This is a genomic window from Alteromonas sp. ABH4_452 (assembly GCF_056311825.1).
The window spans coordinates 1,115,090-1,135,525 of record NZ_CM149973.1; the positions used below are offsets into that span (position 1 = coordinate 1,115,090).

Annotated in this window: 19 protein-coding genes; 6 read left to right on the forward strand and 13 right to left on the reverse strand. The window is 43.1% G+C overall.

Going from position 1 to position 20,436, the window contains the following annotated elements; translation table 11 throughout:
• Nucleotides 1-14: 14 nt before the first annotated feature.
• The 3 genes from ACYX4N_RS04810 to ACYX4N_RS04820 are packed head-to-tail and all read right to left on the reverse strand — an operon-like array spanning nucleotide 15 to nucleotide 3,264.
• Nucleotides 15-803: a CLCA_X family protein gene (locus ACYX4N_RS04810; protein WP_476055773.1), complete on the reverse strand. Its 789-nt coding sequence runs from the start codon at nucleotides 801-803 to the stop codon at nucleotides 15-17.
• Nucleotides 804-829: 26 nt separating this feature from the next.
• Nucleotides 830-1,366 (reverse strand): flavodoxin FldB, encoded by a 537-nt coding sequence (fldB, locus tag ACYX4N_RS04815; RefSeq protein ID WP_474804791.1) that lies wholly within the window; start codon nucleotides 1,364-1,366, stop codon nucleotides 830-832.
• Nucleotides 1,367-1,383: 17 nt separating this feature from the next.
• Entirely contained in the window at nucleotides 1,384-3,264 is a 1,881-nt protein-coding gene (locus ACYX4N_RS04820; protein WP_476056418.1) for a metallophosphoesterase family protein, read from the reverse strand.
• Between the two features lie 242 nt (nucleotides 3,265-3,506).
• Here ACYX4N_RS04820 and ACYX4N_RS04825 point away from each other — a divergent pair, with 242 nt between their 5' ends.
• Nucleotides 3,507-4,628 (forward strand): hypothetical protein, encoded by a 1,122-nt coding sequence (locus ACYX4N_RS04825; protein WP_476055774.1) that lies wholly within the window; start codon nucleotides 3,507-3,509, stop codon nucleotides 4,626-4,628.
• Nucleotides 4,629-4,732: 104 nt separating this feature from the next.
• On the opposite strand, the gene msrA is transcribed toward ACYX4N_RS04825, so the two are convergent.
• Nucleotides 4,733-5,278 (reverse strand): peptide-methionine (S)-S-oxide reductase MsrA, encoded by a 546-nt coding sequence (gene msrA / locus ACYX4N_RS04830; protein WP_476055775.1) that lies wholly within the window; start codon nucleotides 5,276-5,278, stop codon nucleotides 4,733-4,735.
• 258 nt (nucleotides 5,279-5,536) lie between these two features.
• Here msrA and ACYX4N_RS04835 point away from each other — a divergent pair, with 258 nt between their 5' ends.
• The 3 genes from ACYX4N_RS04835 (at nucleotide 5,537) to ACYX4N_RS04845 (ending at nucleotide 8,398) form a co-directional block, all read left to right on the forward strand.
• Nucleotides 5,537-5,932, forward strand: a complete 396-nt coding sequence (locus ACYX4N_RS04835) for a thiol-disulfide oxidoreductase DCC family protein (protein WP_476055776.1) — start codon at nucleotides 5,537-5,539, stop codon at nucleotides 5,930-5,932.
• The gene (locus ACYX4N_RS04840) at nucleotides 5,922-6,647 is read left to right on the forward strand and encodes an SDR family NAD(P)-dependent oxidoreductase (protein ID WP_476055777.1); all 726 of its coding nucleotides are present in this window, start codon (nucleotides 5,922-5,924) and stop codon (nucleotides 6,645-6,647) included. The genes ACYX4N_RS04835 and ACYX4N_RS04840 overlap by 11 nt, the downstream gene beginning before the upstream one ends.
• 329 nt (nucleotides 6,648-6,976) lie before the next feature.
• Complete coding sequence (locus tag ACYX4N_RS04845) at nucleotides 6,977-8,398, forward strand: sodium-dependent transporter (RefSeq protein WP_476055778.1); 1,422 nt, start codon at nucleotides 6,977-6,979, stop codon at nucleotides 8,396-8,398.
• Between the two features lie 207 nt (nucleotides 8,399-8,605).
• Here ACYX4N_RS04845 and ACYX4N_RS04850 read toward each other — a convergent pair whose 3' ends face one another.
• Together ACYX4N_RS04850 and ACYX4N_RS04855 are read right to left on the reverse strand one after the other, a co-directional pair.
• On the reverse strand, nucleotides 8,606-9,418 hold the full coding sequence (locus tag ACYX4N_RS04850; protein WP_476055779.1) for an NAD-dependent epimerase/dehydratase family protein: 813 nt from the start codon (nucleotides 9,416-9,418) through the stop codon (nucleotides 8,606-8,608).
• Between the two features lie 231 nt (nucleotides 9,419-9,649).
• Nucleotides 9,650-10,489 carry a DUF2884 family protein gene (locus tag ACYX4N_RS04855; protein WP_476055780.1) on the reverse strand — a complete coding sequence of 280 codons (840 nt, stop codon included), beginning with the start codon at nucleotides 10,487-10,489 and terminating at the stop codon, nucleotides 9,650-9,652.
• A gap of 341 nt (nucleotides 10,490-10,830) precedes the next feature.
• On the opposite strand from ACYX4N_RS04855, the gene ACYX4N_RS04860 reads away from it, so the two are divergent.
• Nucleotides 10,831-11,022 (forward strand): hypothetical protein, encoded by a 192-nt coding sequence (locus ACYX4N_RS04860; RefSeq protein ID WP_014950735.1) that lies wholly within the window; start codon nucleotides 10,831-10,833, stop codon nucleotides 11,020-11,022.
• A 76-nt stretch (nucleotides 11,023-11,098) separates the two neighbouring features.
• Here ACYX4N_RS04860 and ACYX4N_RS04865 read toward each other — a convergent pair whose 3' ends face one another.
• From ACYX4N_RS04865 to ACYX4N_RS04875, 3 genes are read right to left on the reverse strand one after another with little or no spacing between them, the layout of a single operon-like run.
• Nucleotides 11,099-12,496, reverse strand: a complete 1,398-nt coding sequence (locus tag ACYX4N_RS04865) for a mechanosensitive ion channel family protein (protein WP_476055781.1) — start codon at nucleotides 12,494-12,496, stop codon at nucleotides 11,099-11,101.
• A 3-nt stretch (nucleotides 12,497-12,499) separates the two neighbouring features.
• Nucleotides 12,500-13,393: an acyltransferase gene (locus ACYX4N_RS04870; protein WP_476055782.1), complete on the reverse strand. Its 894-nt coding sequence runs from the start codon at nucleotides 13,391-13,393 to the stop codon at nucleotides 12,500-12,502.
• On the reverse strand, nucleotides 13,390-14,304 hold the full coding sequence (locus ACYX4N_RS04875; protein ID WP_474804820.1) for an acyltransferase: 915 nt from the start codon (nucleotides 14,302-14,304) through the stop codon (nucleotides 13,390-13,392). Before ACYX4N_RS04875 ends, ACYX4N_RS04870 begins: the two co-directional genes overlap by 4 nt.
• A 113-nt stretch (nucleotides 14,305-14,417) precedes the next feature.
• Between ACYX4N_RS04875 and fghA the strand changes: the two genes are divergently transcribed.
• Nucleotides 14,418-15,260, forward strand: a complete 843-nt coding sequence (fghA, locus tag ACYX4N_RS04880; RefSeq protein WP_476055783.1) for an S-formylglutathione hydrolase — start codon at nucleotides 14,418-14,420, stop codon at nucleotides 15,258-15,260.
• 84 nt (nucleotides 15,261-15,344) lie between these two features.
• Here the strand turns inward: fghA and ACYX4N_RS04885 are convergent, their stop codons facing one another.
• Genes ACYX4N_RS04885 through ACYX4N_RS04900 form a run of 4 tightly spaced genes read right to left on the reverse strand, consistent with a single transcriptional unit; the run spans nucleotide 15,345 to nucleotide 20,294 of the window.
• Nucleotides 15,345-17,465, reverse strand: coding sequence for a putative bifunctional diguanylate cyclase/phosphodiesterase (locus tag ACYX4N_RS04885; protein ID WP_476055784.1), 2,121 nt, complete (start codon nucleotides 17,463-17,465; stop codon nucleotides 15,345-15,347).
• 9 nt (nucleotides 17,466-17,474) lie between these two features.
• On the reverse strand, nucleotides 17,475-17,960 hold the full coding sequence (locus ACYX4N_RS04890) for a Rab family GTPase (protein WP_118492148.1): 486 nt from the start codon (nucleotides 17,958-17,960) through the stop codon (nucleotides 17,475-17,477).
• A gap of 18 nt (nucleotides 17,961-17,978) precedes the next feature.
• Nucleotides 17,979-19,739, reverse strand: coding sequence for an OmpA family protein (locus tag ACYX4N_RS04895; protein ID WP_476055785.1), 1,761 nt, complete (start codon nucleotides 19,737-19,739; stop codon nucleotides 17,979-17,981).
• A gap of 3 nt (nucleotides 19,740-19,742) precedes the next feature.
• A complete protein-coding gene (locus ACYX4N_RS04900; protein WP_476055786.1) occupies nucleotides 19,743-20,294 on the reverse strand; it encodes a hypothetical protein in 552 nt (183 codons plus the stop codon).
• Nucleotides 20,295-20,436: the final 142 nt, after the last annotated feature.

Sequence of the window (20,436 nt, forward strand, 5' to 3'; positions counted from 1 at the left end):
GATAAAACAACAATTCAGGGTTGTTTGCGTGAAATAGCGACACCTAATTGGTAAAAATACAACATCAATGCCTGATTGAGTGATGTACGCAAGTTACCATGAGGGTAAATGCCAAGTCTAGCTTCCGTTGATTTTTTTGTGCCTTGTACCAAAAACGCATTTTTGATCTCGTGATCTTGTATACAGGCTTCAAATGCTCGGGCAGCCATCTCCTGAGGCATAGCATAATAATACATTTTTAGCGCGCGATCAGCTTCTACGGATCGCACAAAGTACTCATTAGGCCTTTTTTGATCATTTAAGAACAATAACGAGAAGCAATCGCTTAATTTTTGATTCAATGGATGGGCGTTCATAGGTGCGTTATCTAGCCATGCCTGCGTGGCGAAGCTGCCGGCAGCAATGCCTTCGAACATACGAGGCGCAATGTAGTGATCAAATGCGTGAAACCACTCATGGGCAAGGGCACCAGCTCCCGCGTTTTTTGCTAGCGCTAGCTGCCTTTTTGCGCTGTTGTAGTGGGCGCTACTGTGTTTTTGCCCCCCACTGCCAAAAGCAAGGGATAGAGAGCCGTTTAAAGACAGCACTTGCTCATTGATATTAAGGATCGCAACCAGATCGTACAGCGCATCAAAAAATAAATTGGCAGCGATCTGCTGCTCTTCCGCGGTCACCCACCTGCCAACCGTGATCGTTGCGAAGTTAAACAGTTTACGAATATCTTGAAACGACACGTCGGCACCGTCCCGATGGCTTGGGCCGTTGCGATAGAACTGCTGATGAAGACGACCTTTATTTTCCAACGCTGATATCCAAGTGGATTAAAGTTTTATGCCATTGAGACCAGTAGCTGTTCACACCAGGCTTCGATGCGAGCATCGGTTTTGTCGTATTGGTTTTCATCATCAAGAGATAAACCTACGAACTTGGTTTTATCTTCGGTCAAGGCTTTAGAGGCGGTAAACTCGTAGCCTTCGTTAGGCCAGTACCCCACAATATTACAACCCGAGGGCATAATTGCATCGTGAAGCATGCCTAACGCATCTTGAAACCATTCGCCGTAACCAAGTTGATCGCCAAGGCCGAATAGTGCAATGGTTTTACCTGCTAAATCTAAGCCGTGAACCTCTTCCCAGTGAGATTCCCAATCTTCTTGCAGCTCGCCGAAATCCCAAGTGGAGATACCAAATATAATGATGTCGTATTCGGCTGTGCGCGTCAGGTTTACATCTTTAATATTGTGAAGGTCAACAATGTCTTCGTCAAAAAGGCTATTGAGCTGCGCTTGGATTTTTTCTGCCGCCATTTCGGTATAGCAGGTTGTTGAGCCGTAAAATAATCCGATGGACAGTGCGCTATCACTCATTAGATACCTCTTTTGAACTAATCGTCTTTAGAAGCTGGGAATTCTACCTCTTTACCGTTGCTCAACAAAGCTTTGCACTGAACATCGGCGTTTTTCTGTGAAATTTTTAATACACCGATGGCGCAACCGTTGAATAATTCGCCATAACCCTTGCTAGGCTCTCGTGCTTTTACCGACATGTTTCGACGTCTTGTGAAAAGGTTCAAGGGAGACTTGGAGCGATACAGCACGCGGTTTAATCTATCTAGCCATTTAATTAGCCCATCCGGGAACGCGTTTTTCAATCCGCTGCAGGTGAATTGGGTGATGTGAGGGCTGTTGCGCCTAAAGCGCAGGCGTACATCGTACACAAAGGAATAGTGCACATCGCCCGACAAAATAATGAATTCAGGTGGAGTTTTATAGTGCCTAAAAATGTTTAACATAACGTTGGCAGTACCTTTATGTGCCATCCAGTTTTCTGCATCTACCGTGAGCGCTTTGCCAAAAAACGTAAATATTTTTTGAATGGCCTCAATAACTTTAACCCCATAGATGGGGGCGGCAGAGACAACAATGACAGATTCTTTGCCAATAATAGAGTGCTGGAAATCACACAGTGCTTCCCAGTCCATTAGCCCCGAGGGCTTGTTCATATCTGATTCACTGCGCCAACGCTGCGTGCGGGTGTCTAAAACCTCAATAGGAGGTGTGGTATCTAAACGGTAATGCCACTGATCAAAATCCAACAGATCGTCAATGATTTCATCGTGCGAGTTTAAACCGCTTTCTCCCATTGATTCTTGTACTTTAGCGATTAGTGGCGCTACTTTTTTTGGTGCATTCCCCCAGCCTTGGCAAAGCAAATAGCCGATAAGCGCATTGCCGATCATGCGTTTTGATAAAGGGTTTCCATAGACTTCTTGTTCCCAGCCCCGAGTTAAATTCCAGTCGTCGGTAACATCGTGATCGTCAAAGATCATATAGGTGGGAATGTGTGCCAGGGCTCGACGTACCTGGGGTAATTGCTTAACGAACGCGGTAAGCGCGTCATTTTCTTTATCGAAAATGTTTGAGTACTTTTCTGGTATACCCTCTTTATCTATAGAGCCATCAGAGCGCAACGTATCAGCCCACAGCGTGTCGGACCATACCAGCAAATACATAGCGATGATCTCTGCACTGCCAATTAAATGGTTTTGTGCATTTACCGACGTAAACACAGGCTTCTTCTTGGCGCCAAAGAATATTGAAGATAGTACTGTGTTGGTCGCTATTTGCGGCAGAAGCTGTTCACGTTCATAAAACCCAAATTTATGGGTTGCAAGTTCACTCGTATTGCTCACCACTGCGCCCTCAAGCGCTTCGTGGTAAAGGCCTAAGCGCTCTATCACTCTGTGAATGGCTTTCAGCATAGGGCCAGCGACATCATCTGCGTAAATTTGATCTCCCGTCATCAACAAAAGATCGGGAAAGCCGTCATCCTTTTCAAACGCATTCTTGTGAAGCACGTCAACCTGCGCGAGCGCATCATCGTCATGAAAGTGGGGTTTGCGGCATGAGCCGTGCAAAATAGTTTCAGGCGTTTCTGTATAGTGAAAGCTTGGAGAGAACTGGCCATCGTAGAGTATTGCGCGCTGTTCTTTTTCCCATCTGGTTTGGGCAGACGAATCGTCGAATAACAGTTTATAGCTAATTCGCGCTCTGTCTTTAAAAGTATCAGCCGCGTTAAAAGAGATAAGGTGGATGAAAGCATAAGTGCCTACGCGTACCGTTTCACTCTGACATTCACCCGCTATTGTCTGGTCACAGACCGACAGTTTCAGTGATGGTGCCTCGGCGTTACTGGTGACTACCCATATATGGCATTCAGTAGGCGTCACTTTTCTTACTATTGGCCCTGCTATGACTTGGGGCAAGTGCTGCGTAGGAATGACTTTCTCCTTCAATACTCGATTTACTATCTAAAACTTTTCTGCCTCAATATTAAGAAGCTTTATAATATTTATAGTGTCTTTTGCAAGCCACAGACGCAATGTAAATAACCGTTATAACCTTACTCTTTTTTGTGCGTAAACGGTATGCTCGATATACTCCCTTACAATTTTTTCAGTTTTAGCTTTTGCTCTCGATACGCCGAGTCGAGAGAGGACTTCATATTATGCTTAAGTATTTATCCGCCACCGTTTTAACCGCCATGCTGGTCAGCGCATGCAGCGAGCCCAAAGATGTCATTATCAGTCCAGAACCTAGCGATTTGACAGAAACAACAGTAGGGAAGTGGATCCTTGATGAATCTGGAAAAGTTATGTTTGACCCCCAAACATCCGGGCTAGTCGTGCTAGACGGACAGCTAGTTACCATTGCAGATGCAAGTGCGGATGTTACGCAGCAGTTGAAGTTACATAGCATTTCACCAGAAACGGCAACGCTAAGCGCGTCTAGTAAGCGTTTTTCATTCTCAAGAGATGTGCGCCGAAGCTGCTTCTATAGCTACTTGAGCGAACAACCAGATTTAGAAGCGTTAGCGGTAGACCCTAGAGATGCTAATGTCATTTACACCGTCACAGAGGATGCAACCCGTACAGGAGCCTTGAGCCCTCGTTGTGAAACCAAGTACGAAGATACAGGCTCTACAGACTACCCAACCCTATTGGTCAAACTAACGCGAAAGGACAATGGCGCTGTTGAAATGTCAGATGTGCGTCCGCTCCAGTTTCCGAAAGAGTTCGAAGTAGGTAACTTTCCTAACGATGGTATTGAAGGCCTGACTATGGCGGAAGACGGCACTTTGTATTTGGCATTAGAAAAAGACAAAGCGGGGCAGCCAAGGATCTTTACATTGTCTGTTGATGAAAACTTTTTCTCATCGAGCGATTTTGCAACTGTAAGTGAACCAGACCTTCAGCTTCCTTCGTTTACCTCGGGTAATCACCCTATAAATGGCTTGGCTTTATATACGCACTCAACGGGCGCATCATATTTATTTGGCGCGGCAAGAAACGACAATGAATTATGGGTAATTGATACCACTGGTAGCAAACCGACAAAGCGCATTCCCATTATTTTTGATGTTGCCAGTGATCAGAGTTGCGAACAGTACACAATGGATAACTCGTCGATGGAAGGGTTAGTCACTATTGATAGTACGCTATGGATCATTAACGATCCGTGGGAAAAGAATTACATGAAAAACGCGACATGTAAGGCGCATAAGACGCGTTATGAAGATTTAGCGCCCTTGCTATTTTCGATAGAAATCAATGACGCTTGGTTTGATTAGCGTCTATCTACTTACGATGGTATTAAAACCGAAAAAGGGTTGCTACCAAGCAACCCTTTCGTTTCTAGCCAACCTGTAAACGTCGCTAAAAAAGCTGACTTTACCTATGCATCGCTGCGAAGGCGAGAAGCAAAAGTCTTTTTGAATTTTGCAAGTTTAGGTGCAACCACCATAGAACAATACTGGTTCTGCGGATTGTTTTTGAAATAATCCTGATGATAGTCTTCGGCGTCATAGTAGTTATTCACGGCTACTACTTCAGTGACTACCGGGTCAGGCCAGATTTCTTCTTCTGTGATTTGTGCAATAATTTTTTCAGCTTCCGCTTTTTGTGCGTCGTCATGATAGAAGACGGCGCTGCGATACTGTGTACCCACATCATTACCCTGTCTATTTAGCTGGGTAGGGTTATGTAGCGCGAAGAAAATTTCTAATATTTCACGGTAGCTGATGTTGTCGGCATCAAACGTTACCTGGACCACTTCTGCATGACCAGTGTTTCCCGTACATACCTCTTCATAGGTTGGATCGGCTTTTTCACCTCCAGCATAGCCAGAAATTGCTTTTTCTACACCTTCGACAGTGTTAAACGCAGACTCGATACACCAAAAGCATCCGCCTGCTAAAGTGGCTACTTGTAAATTTGCCATAATAAAACCTCTCATAATCTTTGCTTGTAGTGTGGGTGCGGGTAGGGCACAACACAAGTCATCCAAGCGTGTTTTTTTATCGTATAAACGAATATTAAATAAGAATAACGTGCTACGGCTCAAAACGGTTTTAAACTGGTTACAACAAGAGCGCGGTTAGCGCGTGGCAAACGCGATGTAATATTTATTTTTTCATGTTTGCATGGGCAAAATCGCCTTTTAAGCGATAAGCGTCTTATGTGGCAGAGGTAGGTAGAAGTGATTATTTTTTATGATGGTTATTGCCCATTGTGTATAGCCGAAATGCATCATTTACGCAAAAGAGACAAGCATAACAAACTCACCCTGGTCGACATTCAGGCCACTGATTTTGCAAGTCGTTATCCGGACATGGATTGGCATGCGCTTAATGCCAGGATTCACGGGCTTCGCGATGATGGCACCCTAATTACCGGGCTTGATGTTACCCATGAAGCATGGAAAGCAGTAGGTATGGGCTGGATTTATGCTCCGCTTCGCTGGCCTGTTATCCGTTATGCCGCTGATGCTTTCTACAATGTATTCGCAAAACATAGATATACCATTTCTTACCTTTTAACGGGAAAAAAACGTCAGTGCGACCGCTGTGTACCGGGAGAGCCGAATGGAAAATAACGTACTTATCGTGGGCGCATCTGGTGGCATAGCGTCTGCGCTTATAGAGCAATATCGCAGTGCGGGCGCAAAAGTGTTCGCTGTAAGTCGTGCAGCTGCAACTGAAAGTAACAATTCAGAGAACGTCTCCTATCATCAAATTGCTGAACAGGATGATAAGCACATCAGCGGCTTTGTTAAGCAACTTGCTAAGCAAGAGGTTGTGTTAAATATGGTAGTAATAACAACCGGTTTTTTGCATAACGAAAGCGAAGGTATTCACCCCGAAAAGCGCTTAGAAGATGTCAGCGAGGAAGCCTTGACTGCGTATTTTGCGACAAACAGCATTATTCCCGCTATATGGCTTAAGCATTTAGTCAACGTTATGAGTAAAGAAGGCTCAACCCTTGTTTGCCTAAGCGCGAGAGTAGGGAGCATATCAGACAACGGGCTTGGCGGATGGTATGGCTACCGTGCCTCGAAAGCCGCGCTCAATATGTTTGTCAAAACAGCGTCTGTAGAGTACAAGCGCAGATTGAAAGATGTCATGCTGGTATGTTACCACCCAGGTACCGTTGATACCGGGCTGTCGAAGCCATTTCAAAAAAATGTAGCGGCTAAAAAACTCTTTACGCCAGAGTTCACTGCAAAACAACTTATTCACCACCTTTCAGCGCTCAATCGGGACCAGACTTGTCATTTTATCGACTGGAATGGCGAAGTGGTAACTTGGTGATACGGTCTAACCTCATTTCTGCAAGTCCAACATCAAGACTTTTTATTTCACTGCTGTTACCATGTTATTTTGGGAATGGTGCAGCGTATTGATACGCCCATAGAGGTAGCAATACAACGCGTTGACGCCACATGTGAGTCATTACAACAAACGCCATCCTAATAATAAATAATACCAGTTCGCTCGGCTTGATTCCGACGAGAATCAAGAACGAACAACAAGTACAAATTGTGATTTCAAAAAGTGATTGTTGTATACAAGGCTAATTTGAATGTCGCAAGGCGTGATAAGCGAACTGCTATAACAATAACTCAACAAGAGGAAGGGATATGAGCGGGGCCAGAGAACAGTTCGGATCGCGCATAGGTTTTATATTGGCTGCTGCAGGCTCTGCAGTGGGCATTGGTAATTTGGTGGGGTTCCCAGTCGGTGCAGCTAAAAACGGCGGTGGTGCATTCCTTTTAATGTACGCTATTTTCGTTTTTGCCATTTGTTTACCGGTTATGTTGGCAGAGATGTCGGTGGGTCGCCATGCTAAAAAAGACCCGTTAGGCGCATACAGCGCTATCAGTGGTAACGAAAAGAAGTGGAAACTTGCAGGCTGGCTCGCGATTGCCACGCCGTTTATGATTGCCGTTTTCTACATGGTTATTACTGTATGGCTTTTTGGCTATTTATTTGAAGCAGTTAGTGGGAACTTAGACAAACTAGCAAACCCCGATACCTTTGGGGTGTTTATTAATTCAGAGTCTATTTTCGTCTACATGGCTGCTGTTGTTGGTGTGGTTTACCTTATCCTTCAAGGTGGTGTAAAAGAGGGGATAGAAAAAGCAGCGAAGCTGCTTATGCCAGCACTTTTCGTGATGCTTATCGGCCTTGTTATCTTCGTACTAACCCGCGAAAACGCAATGGCAGGCGTAGAGTTTTATATTGTTCCTGAATTTTCAAAAATTACAGCAGAAGTAGTGAACGGCGCACTATCACAAGCCTTTTTCTCATTGTCGTTAGGTATGGGTATTCTTATTACCTACGGTAGTTACATCGATAAACGTGCGGATGTACCAAGCGCTGCAAAGCTTGTTGCATTAACTGATACTGCAGTGGCTTTTACCGCAGGCTTAATGATTCTTCCTGCCATATTCTCTTTCAACCCAGATATTAATCCTGATGAGTTAAGTGAATCGTCTGTAGGTATGATTTTTACTTATCTGCCTAGTATCTTCCTGGCACTACAAGACTCCATTGGCTATATGGGCGCTTCGATTGTAGCCAGCTTGTTCTTCCTATTAGTATTCTTTGCGGCAATAACGTCTCTAGTGTCTATCTTTGAAGTACCTGTTGCGGCGCTTATGGATGAAAAAGGCGTAAGCCGTAAATGGGCGCTAGGCTCTTTAGGTAGCATTATGATTGTGCTGGCAATTCTAAGTGCATTGTCGTTTGGTAAAGTTGATATGCTGACGTCATTTATGCACTACGCCGGCGCAGATAAATCGCTGTTTGACGTAATTTACGATGTATTTTATGACACTATTTTGCCGTTAAACGGCCTGCTAATCTGCTTGTTCGTTATTTATCGCTGGAAGAGTGCTAATTTTAATGCTTCTTTGGAAGAAGGCAGTAGTGGCTATAAAGGCAGCTGGTTTGAAAAGTATGTGGATGTTTCGTTGAAGACGTTTATTCCGCTAATTCTACTTGTGATTTTTGTAAACACGGTGGCGGTGAAATACTTCGGGTTGAGCCTTTTTGGTTAATAAGGTTCACGACAAAAATTACTAAATTTACCGTGCAATAGCAGTAACGTTAGATGAAAAAACGGCAAGCTTCACGCTTGCCGTTTTTGTTTTCAACAGAATCTTTATTTTTCACTCACTGTTCTTGAATAGTGACTCGCTTAACACATTAGGTTAAACGCACTTCATCCCAAGAGAACTGTGTTAGAAAATGAGTCAATATAAGACTTAAAACATGCGATAAGGGTCGCCATACTCTGGCGTAATGTTAAGCCTTTCCCAACTTTGCGTAGCGTCGATGACCTTGCCGCCAGGCTGAGCTTCTGTATCAGAAAAGTGTGGTGCGTCTATACCCATCGCGCTAGCTGCATCTACATAATAAATACCGCGCTTTGGGTGAGATAAGCTGCAAAGGTGTATAACGTCGTTTAGTGGCTTGTCGCAAATAATTGAGGTTAACGCAGACACAATGTCGTGCACATGGACAAGGTTAATTCGTTTATTTCCTGCATCCAACTGTCTTCCACTTAGCGAACGGGCAGGATGACGGTCTGGACCTACTAAACCGGCTAGACGAATAATACTGATATCAACCTGACCTCGTTTAGACAACAAATAGTCTTCAATAGTAACGTGTGCCTTGGCCGAAGCTGTTTGCGGCTGTGTAGTGCTAACTTCGGTAACTACTTCGTTCGTGGCATCGCCATAAACTGATGTAGTACTGATAAAAACAATGTGCGCAACGCCAGCGCTTAGTGCAGCATCAATAAGTCGCAGCATATTGTCAGTAAATGATTCGAGGTTGGTGTTTCTTCTACCCGGGGGAATATTTAGCAATAGGGTCGCGTTTGGTAGGTGGTTGCATAGCGCCGATGTATCATCGCCCAGTGCATATTCAATTGCGGTGATACCTTGTTCTTTTAACGCCAGGCGTTTCTGTTGGCTTCGAGTAGTGCCAATAATATTGACCTTACCTGACAGTGCGTTGCCTACATAGCCAGCTAACCAGCCATAGCCACTAATTACTACATTCTGAGTCATCGATTAAACTCCCCCTTTATTTATGGCTTAAGAGTACATCAATCGGGGGGCGGATGTCGTTAATACGCCTACCATTAACTGAAAAAGCAGAAATCTGAGTGAGGAGAAATATTAAAAAGTTAGATAGCGAGCGCTATAAAAACCGACTGTTTTTTCAGTCGGTTTTCAAAATAAGTGAAATAGAAAGGTAAGTAGTTTGTTGTAGCAGGCTTAATTCGCTAAATTATTCGACTACATTTTCATTTCGTCATTGTGCTCGTTGTGACCATGATGGTCGTTGGGGTCAATATCCAGCAAGTTCAAGTCATCAAGCCCTGAAATAGATGCCTGCATTTTACCTTCGGCATAGTCGGCTTTCTTCAGCACTTTACACAAAGCATCGCCTTTTTCTTCCAGCGAAGCGGCTTGGCTTTCCAAGCGATATTCTAAATCTTCACCCCAGCGCTCCATCTTTTGTTCAAACTCAGACATATCACCACCTTCCCACAGCATTTGTGTGCCAACCGCGATAAGAATTCTGCCCATAGATTCACTGATCAAAGATTCGATTTGTGTTTCAAACTCTTGTTCCCAGCTTTCGTCAAACCAACCTGGTTCGTCAAATTTCGTAGAATCTACGCGAATATTGCCCGCGTCATCATAAAAAGAGGTGTTTAATTTGGTTTCTAGTGAGTTGAACAATTCATTGAAATCATCACCCATTTGGTCACCGCCCAGCAGTTCAGTAAACACTTCAGTTACTGCTACATTGGCAATTTGCAGGCCTTCACTGGCAATGGTAAGGGTCATAGGAATAGCAATATCAATATTGTTGTAGTATTCACTTACCCAACGCTGTTGTTCGCTATTTAGCGAAATTGACTCACCGTTGATGGTCATATTGTGTTGAGCATCAATTGTCATTACCGAACCATTGTCCATCTGAACCGTAAGGTCGCCTTGGTAATACTGAATATGGCCATCAAGCTCCATGTCGCAGCTGTTGTTCTGAAAACTTGTGTCATGCGCGAATGCGTGGCCGCTTATCAAAGCACTGGTAACAGCAACTGAAAGTAATAGTTTGTTAGACATTGTTCATTCCTTAATTTAGGTGTAACACATCAACCTTGTTCTAAGAGCTACGACGGGTTGTAGAGTCACTATCAAATAAACACTAGCGTTATTTGCTGGTATATCTTTAGTTGAGCAATGGCCTTGCCAAGATTTAAAATTTATATTTTTCAGTTGGTTAGGTTATGTGTGCGTTTTTTAAGAGCAATTTCCGATTCACTATTTAGTGAAATTGCTAACTAATTAGTAGATTTGACTAAGATCAATTAATACCAATAGCGATAGATTTAAGCCAATCCAAGCATGGTTAAATCTTATTTATTGGTGCATAATACCGCCAATATTTTTAAGGGGTTTTCACAATGGCTGATTGGATTAATGCAATTATGTTTGGTGTTGCGCTAATTGCCTTTACGCTAGGGCTAAGCAGCATCGTTATGGGCTTTATGACTGCTAAAGCAGGTGCTGAAGGTATGCAGGAAAAAATCGAGTACGGTTTTTTTGGCGTTACTGGTTTAGTACTTTGCTTACTGATGGCCTACGCACTGGCTTAAGCGATAAGCATTATGAAAAAACCGGCTATTACAGCCGGTTTTTTTTCGCCTTTAAACAATAGTGATATCAGTTCTACTAGTCGTTGTCTTTGCGGTCGTGTTCGTTTTTGTCCTGAGCTTCTCTTGGCGCCTTAGCACTTTTGTCATCAATACGGTGATGAGCAGCAGACTCCTGTAGGGCTTCGTTTCCACCAGTGCTGTTAAACACGCTATGTTCACGATGGGCAAGCAAGGATAAATGCCCATCACGCTGATAAGCGCGTAAGTCGAACAGGTCTAGCATAGCCATGACATGGTCAAAAATATCTGCCTGAACTTTCTCGTATTTAACCCAGTCTTTTTGAATACTAAAGCAGTAAATTTCTAAAGGTAAACCGAGCTCATTGGGCGGCAACTGCCTAACCATGAGGGTTAGTTCTTGGTTGATATCTGGGTGTTTACGCAAGTATGCCTCTAAGTAAGCTCTAAAAGTGCCAATGTTAGTAAGGCGACGATTGTTTAACAGGTCCGATTCATCAATCGAATAATCTCTGTGATAAGCCCGGAGCTCATTTTTCTTCTTGTCGATATATTCGTTGATATAACGAATTTTGGAAAAGCGCTCTAGCATATCGTTGTCACAGAGTTTGATCGAGTGCACATCAATATAAATGGCACGCTTAATTCTGCGTCCACCAGACTCCTGCATACCGCGCCAGTTCTTTACTGCTTCTGTGGTTAGGCTATAGGTCGGCAGTGTAGAGATGGTCTTGTCCCAGTTTTGTACCTTTACGTTAGTAAGGCCTATTTCGAGTATTTCACCATCTACTTCGTACTTAGGCATGGCAATCCAGTCGCCTGTATTAAACATGCGGTTGGCGGCAATTTGAATACCGGCAACAAAGCCTAAAATGGTGTCTCTGAATATTAATAGCAGCACAGCAGCAATGGCTGTTAAGCCAGACACAATAAGCAGCGGGCTTCTGTCTACAATTAAAGAAATACTAAGCAGTATGGTAATAATAGCGAAGGCAAGTTTCGTTACTTGAATGAAGCCTGTAATAGGAGCGCGCCGAGATAGGGCTGAAGCATTGTAGACATCTTCTACCGTGCTTAGCATGGCATACAAAGCCAATAGCCCACTATACAGCATGTATAGTTGGGCACTCTTAATCATCATTCCGTGTATGACAGCTTCATCATCAATGAGAACGGGGGTGGTAACGTAAATAAAGAGCGCCGGAAAAAGGTGCATCAAACGCCTAAAGAAGCCGTGTTCTTGTAGCGCGTTATCCCACTTATTATTCGACTTATATACCCAGTTAGCAATTTGAGGGCGCACTAGCAGGCGCGCAATCACGTAGATTAGGACTGCTACTAATAGTATAGAGCCTAGAGCAAGCAAATTGTAAAGTGGATCTTCAGTGGTTAAATTAGGAAAAACGTCTTTAACCAAATGAATGAAATGATCGCGTACTGAAGCACTGACTTCCATTATTTACGACTCCAACAGTTTCTTTATACGATTGTCTTTATTTTCCCACAGTCCATTTAACCAGTTTTGGAAATAAAGACGAAACTCAGACTCAGTGCGTTCTGATTCTTGTTGTAGCTCTGGTACAGGAGTCACGTTTACGTCGATAACGATTTTTGTCATCTGTCCGCTTAGCATTGCCATCATGGGGTGACGTTTATTTTCAGGGTAAAGTAGCGAGATATCTAGCACGTTAGTAAATAGCTCACCCATAGCTGAAAGCGTGAAAGAAACCCCGCCCGCTTTTGGTGGCAGTAGGTTTTCGTAAGGGCTTTGCTTAGACAAGTGCTTTTGGGTTGTATAACGCGTTCCTTCCACAAAGTTGATGACGGTAGTAGGAACCGTTCTAAACTTTTCACAATACGCTTTAGTGGTTTCTAAGTCCTTGCCTTTCTTGTCCGGATTTTTTTCCAAATATGCGCGGGTGTATCTATGCATAAAGGGCATATCAAGCGCCCAAGCGCCTAATCCAACAAAGGGTAACCAGATGAGCTCTTTTTTGAGAAAGAACTTTGGCGCGGGAATGCGGTGTGTGGCAAATTCAATAAGCAAAATAATATCTAAATAACTCAGATGATTAGCGATAATTAGATACCAACTGTTTTTTGAAAGCTCACCATGAACCGAACACTCAATATTAACCTTATTAAATAGCCTGATTAACAGCACACTAATACGCCCAAAGCTAAACATTAGGGCATGCATAACCTTGTTCCAGGCAGTTCTAATTCTTCCATTTGGCAAAAGCAGCTTTACCAAGCCAAGTAGAATAATTAGTCCGCCCCATAGAGCGAGATTGAGAATTTGCAGCGTGGTGTGCAAAACAAAAATAAAAGGCGCGAGTACTACACGGATCATAATGGTTTCTGAGTTGCGTTAAGTGAATCTAAAAGCTGATCTTTGGCGTGCCATTGTTCATTCAGCCATGTTTGAAAACGGGCGCGAACTTGCGGATCATCAAAGTAACTATCGTTAAATACGCCATTTTCCATAATGTCTTTAATAGGCATAACCTTTATATTTACGCGGATGTCGCGCACTTTTCCACTCACGAAGTCCCAAAAAGAAGGAACGCCGTTAGGGTAGTCTATTGTGACATCTATCAATTTATGTAGCTGGTCACCCATGGCCGATAACACAAAGGCAATTCCGCCTGCTTTGGGTTTAAGAAGGTGCTGAAAAGGCGAGTTCTGCCTATCGTGTTTACCCTGCGTAAAGCGGGTGCCTTCTACAAAGTTCATAATACTAACGGGCTTGTTGCGAAACTTCTCGCACGCTTTACGTGTAGTTTCCATGTCCTTTCCCTTGAGATGCGGGTTTTTAGCCAAGAAAGACTTTGAATACCGCTGCATAAATGGGAAGTCGAGCGCCCACCATGCCAACCCAAGAATTGGCACATAAATTAGTTCTTTTTTAAGGAAAAACTTCAAAAAAGGGATTTTTCGGTTGAATACACGTTGAAGAACAAGGATATCGACCCAAGATTGATGGTTAGCAACGACGAGATACCAATCATCTCGGGTGAGTTTTTCTAGTCCGTTTACCTGCCATTTGGTTCGGCCGCTGATGCGCTGATTAAGGTTGTTTACACCAATCCATGCGGTCGCGCAGGCATCGAGCAAATAAGAGATGAAGCGTCGCCACGGGGCTATAGGAATTAACTTAAATATCGCTAAGATGAATATGGGCGTCGACCACAAAACTGTATTCAGGAAATAGCAGATAACCGAAATAGTGCCAACAATATGATGCAACAGGGCTTTTACCATTGTACTTACCTCAAAAATTAGGCGCTTAGTGTAAACGAACTTGATCTAAAATCCGATAGAGCCTTTACTGATTCCACAATAAAGGTGCAATTTTACGAATTTAAGGAGCTGAAATGGAGCTTATTGGCGAAAATAAAGCATTTGGGGGCCAGCATTTGCGCTACACCCACAAAGCTGAAACCACACAATGCGATATGACTTTCGCGATTTTTCTTCCCCCATTTGCCTCTAAAGAAAAACCGGTGCCGGTATTATATTGGCTATCTGGGTTAACCTGTACCGACCAAAACTTTATGCAGAAAGCGGGGGCAATGAAGCTTGCAGCAGAATTGGGTATGGCCATTGTTGCACCTGATACTTCGCCTCGTGGTGAAGGAGTGCCGGATGATGAAGAAGGGTCTTACGATTTCGGTTTAGGAGCGGGCTTCTATGTAGATGCAACGCAAGCTCCGTGGGACAAACACTACAACATGTATAGCTATATTGTTGATGAACTGCCAGCGCTTATCGAAAGCGAATTTCCTGTAACTAAAGAGCGGGCAATTAGCGGACATTCTATGGGCGGACACGGTGCGTTAGTCATCGGCATGCGTAACCCAAATAAATTCGTTTCGGTATCAGCGTTTAGTCCTATTTCGAATCCGTCAGATTGTCCATGGGGTGAAAAAGCACTAGGCGGATACCTAGGTGATGACAAGGCAGCGTGGAAGGACTACGACGCATCTTTGCTGTTAGCAAGCAAAACCCATAGTGTGCCTTTGTTGGTTGAGCAGGGTACAAAAGATGAGTTCTTGCACGAACAGCTAAAGCCTCAGTCTCTGGTTCATGCTGCACAACAATCCGATACGCAACTTACGCTTAATATGCACGAAGGTTACGATCACAGTTATTTCTTCATCGCATCGTTTATTGAAGAGCATTTAGAGTTCCATGCGGGACATATTGGCTTAATCTAAGCGCGCTCATCTAAACTCAAAAGTACATTAAAAAGCCGGAACATGTTCCGGCTTTCTGTATCATTATTGCCTAAAAGACTGTAATTACTTTAACTTTTGCGCAAGCGAGATGAATTCATCAATCGCAACGGGTCGTTGATATAAATACCCTTGACCGTAAGCGCACTGATGATTTTGTAAAAATTGCTGCTGCTGTTGAGTCTCAATGCCTTCGGCGATAATTTTGATATTTAAATTATGCGCAAGCCCGAGAATAGCCTGCACAATTGCTTGGTCATCGGTATTTTTCTCTAATTCACTTACGAAAGAGCGGTCAATCTTAAGCTCATCAATAGGCAATTTTTTCAAGTATACTAGCGAGCTAAAACCTGTACCGAAATCGTCTATCGATACAGTAATACCCATAGACCTAAGCTCGTTAAGCAAGACAGACACTGTGTCTAAACTCTCAACCAACACGCTTTCTGTTAATTCGATAGATAAATTGGAGCCGGGAAGCTGGTGATCTTCTAATGCATTCTTAATTTGATTAAGTAACGCTAAATCTGATACTTGGCGACCGGATATATTAATAGCCAATCTAATATCTAATTTCGATGCTTTTAGCGCCTCAATAACATTACACGCTTCATTAATAAGCCACTCACCAAAGGGGAAAATGAGTTCGCTTTTTTCTGCTAACGGAATGAATACTTCAGGTGAGATAAATTTTCCTTCAGGTGTTATCCATCTTGCTAGCGCCTCACATTTTACTATCTTCCCTGAAGAGAGGTCGACAATGGGTTGTAAAAATAGCTTGAGCTGATTACTTTTAATAGCTTGTCGAAACGCTGATTCAAGTTCGTTTATTGCGTGATGCTGTTTATGCAGTTCCTCACTGTATACAAGGGCGATATTTTTACCTTGATATTTAGCCGCCTGCAACGCGATATCAGCGCATTGGAGTAAGGTTTCTGCTGAAGCGCTATCTTTGGGGAAACTTGCTTCACCCATATTAACACCTAGGTTAGGCTCGCTTCCGTTAAGCACGGTATAGGTTTGGGTTAGTTTGCGTATAAGCTGTTGAACGTACTCGGCGCTAGCTAAATCTTTAAAGGTATCGATTCGTTTTACTAGGGCGAACTCGTTACTGCCTATTCGAGCAATAAACCCGCTGTTACCAACGAATGCTTGTAGCCGTAGAGCAAAAGACTTTAATATTTCATCCCCAGATTGGTAGCTCAACGCTTCGTTAATTTTTTTGAAGTCACAGATATCAATTATAAACAGCTTAAACGATGTGTCTTCCTGGACTAACCGCCTTACCGTATCGGTGAACAAATTACGGTTGGCAACTTTCGTTAGTGAATCCATACCACTGGCGGTAAGCACACCTTCTTCTTTATTGTGTATATGCGTAATGTCAGTAAATAAGTAAACCCAGTGAGTAAGTTCATCTGCATGCATTACAGGATGGATAGTTACCTGAAGCCAAACTTTGTAATCGTCTATTGGCTGCCAATATATTTCGCCTTGCCAGGGGGCTTTCCTCTGTACCAAAGTCGGTAAAAAAGTAGACGGCGCGTCAATGTCTTTAATCAACTCACCGATGCGAATTGAGCTTGGCGTTGTGCTATTGCAAAGTAAAAGCCTATGTGAAGCTTTGTTATCAAGTATCAAGGCACCTTCATTATCTAAAATAACTACGCCTGTTTCTAAATTATGAATAGCTTGTTGTATAGGCGGTACTAGCTTTTGAAGACGGGTGTTTTTGCGCAGTACATTATTTAATTTATGCCTAATGTATTCATGCTGCCCTACAATTTCATGGTGGCGTAACAGTAATTCACGAGCTGCTTGGAGCGTCTGCTGTTTTTCATCAAACTGCTCTTTAACGTTCTTAACCACTAGATAGCGAGAGCCGGCTCCGCCATTGATCGCCAAGGCTTCAAGACGCAAAAGCTGATTTTCGTTTTGTTCGGTCCAAAAACCGGAAGATAGGGTGAATGACGTTTCTCCTTTCCATACCTCATCGGCGTCGAAAAAGAAATCGTCTAAAAAAATAGATGGGATGTGTTTTTTTTGCAGTTTGTTGTTATCGTCAAGCGCAACAACATTATTTAACCATGGAAGTTCCGGTGTTAAACACGTGATATCGTTCTCAGAATTGCACTTAAACAGCGCGCAGTTAGTTATGCCTAGCGCATTTAATAAATGGATATCCATGGCAATCTCCTACCAAAACGCAATTGTACTGAATAAGTTTTCTACATTTTCACCGGTCTTCGCACTTGTTTTCGTAAGTGAAGAAAATCTTTGTGCGTAATTATTCAATTCTTCCTCACTCCAATGCCAGCTAGTTGGGAGGTCAGTTTTATTCACTACGAAAAATGCGGGAATGTCAGGGTAGTGCTCTTGAGCGAGCTCGAGAATTTCTATACCCTCAAGTAAAGACTGAGAGCGAGTTTGGTCAACCACGATAATATAAGCACTGGCGCCGCGAAGGTAGCGAGGGTTAAAGCCACAGTATCTATCGATACCCTCTAAATCCCAGAGGAGAAGCTGGACACCGCGCCCTTCTTTATTGACTTGTTTTTTGTCTATTTTTACGCCAATAGTAGTCTTGTACTTTTCAGAAAAAATACCTTCGACAAACTGCTTTACTAGGCTTGTTTTACCAACACCAGTGGGCCCTAGAATACAAACTTTTTTCTGTATCACCGCAAAGCTTCCTTACTATTACTCACTGGATATTAAAACATTTAACATAACTGAACGCCCCATCGATGCTTTCTGCAATGGTAGCTCTCCTAAGCTTACGGGTATAAGAATATCACTTTCTACACCAAGTGAAATTAATGAATTCACAACATTCTCTGCTCGTTTTTGGCTTAAGGCGCGATTGCGTGCGCTTGAGCCCGAATTGTCACTGGCCCCCATCACAACGATACTCACAACAGTATTTGTTCTATCTGCGAGCATTAATAATTGTTTTATGTCATTTGCTAGGGCTTCTAATTTTGCTAACTGTACTTCAGAAAGCGCCTCTTGGTTAGTAGCAAAAAGTACACTTTGTGAAGAAACTTTATTAACGAGTCGGTTTAACATTGCTTTTTGAAGCGCAGCATCATTAACGTTATAAACCGGTTTTACGTTAAGGGCAGTGGTGTCTACAGAGACTCCCGATATACCTGGGATTGCACTTATTTGCTGAGTAAGGTCTATCGCCGTCGTATTAAACACGGCTCCCGATATCGCAAATTTGTGGTTTTCTTCTTTTTCTATGGTTATGTTTTCAAGCTCGTTCAGTGGATATTCGTTAACGAGCGTTTCAAGTTTTCGCTCTACCACGCTGGACTTTAAAGAGACAAAGGGCTCTTCAATTACTGTGACCTTTTCTGCATCGATTCCATTGTCGCTGAACCATTGGTCAATGCTGGTGGAAACAGGGTCGCGCAGTACTTTTGTATGTACATTGCCATTAGATATATAGGTATCGGTAACAATAATACCAGGGGGAGGCGTAAGCTCGTGTAGCTCGCTTTTTAAAATACTTAGGGAAAGTCGCATAAAGGACAGTACTGCTAAAGCAGTGAAGACTACCAAGAGCACGGCTGCGCCTATCAAGCGTTTTGACTTTTTGCCCTCACCTTCTTTTCTTTCACTTACCAAGCAATCCGCAAGGATAGTTTCGCATCCGTCAAAAGGAGCATTGTCACCCTCATAATTGACTAAAGGTTGTTGGTAAAATTGATGAAAATCTTCCAAAGCCTGCTGAAGCTTACCGCGAACCTCAGGAGGTATACTTCCCGTTACCGCTGCGACAAGTAATGCTTGAGGGCCAATTTTAATCAGTAGCGTAAAATCTTCTGTTTTTATCTCGCCAAGCTCGTTGTCAGACTCGCTAGCGGTGACGCCAAACGCATCTGCAACAAAATCATTGATAGCGACAAGCATTGAGGAAATGAGATCCGCATCTTTTTCTTTGTCCGGATCTGACGAGATACTGTGGAGTAATGTGCCGGTTTCACGGTGAATGACCAGCAGCTGTTGCACTTGATACTGATATATTTGCGACGCTACATACTCAGAGTACTTAACGCCAGACTGCCAGGCTTTAAAGCGCCACGAAATACTTTTGGGGCTAAAGCTATTTTCAATTAATGCATTGGTTCGCTCAACAAACTCTACAAGAAATGATGAAACGGCTTTTCTTACTAATGTACCTACTAATGGGTAAAGTGTGCCTACAATCTTTTCACTATTAGCTTCGATAGAGCGGTGCAGGGATTTTTCGACAAGGGGAACAAGAACTTTGTTGACCGAGCCATCTTTTGTCTCTCGTTCAAATAACGCTTCAGATACAACATTGCTCACAAAACCCTTTGCGTCGCGATCAAGCTTCTCTTGAACGAACTTGTCATCCCGCCCAATAAGCAGCTCTCTGACTTTTTCAAGAGAGTTGTCCGGCAACTCAGACGGCGGCACTTTGTCACTCATTAATTAATGATCGGTAGCGAGGTTGGTAGCCATGGTTGAAAGTAAGTTTGCCAGTGTTTTTCTGTCTGTCTTACTCTCTGAAAGCTCGCTAGTAACTTGCTGAAGCTTTTCTAACAGTTCTTGATGGCGTTTACTAAACAAGTTGTCTAGGGATTCCAATTCTTTTACTACATGTGCCTCTAACACATCGTTGTCGTTCTTCGCTGATGTTTCAGCAATTTCCAGTTCACTTTGCAGCTTATCGGTAGTGTGCTGAAGCTGTTCTTGCACGTTACTGTTGTTGTCATTAGCGCTGGCTAGCTGATTAGAGAGTTCAGTGATCTGATTATCGATGAGTTTACGTATATCGTTAAACTGATTATCAAGGTGTGTGTTTAATTTAGCGAAGCTATCATTTACTCGCGACTCAAGGGCAGAGAGATCTGCACGGAAAGCACGATTTGTTTGACCAAATAATATTTCTCTAAGTTGAGCAAGTTCGTCAGCTGGTTGAGGAGCGTTTTGTGCTTCATTAACGCTTTGCGCTTGCTGATCCTTCGGCTTCTTGTCCGCCATAAAATGTCTCCGGAAGGTGCAGTACTTTTGCTTTTAATAGCGAGTATTCTGCGATCACATTTTTAATTGTGCTAATAATTACGGTTATTACCTTATACAATAGCCGCTAATTGCTCATTTTGAAATACGCTAAAAGCATAAT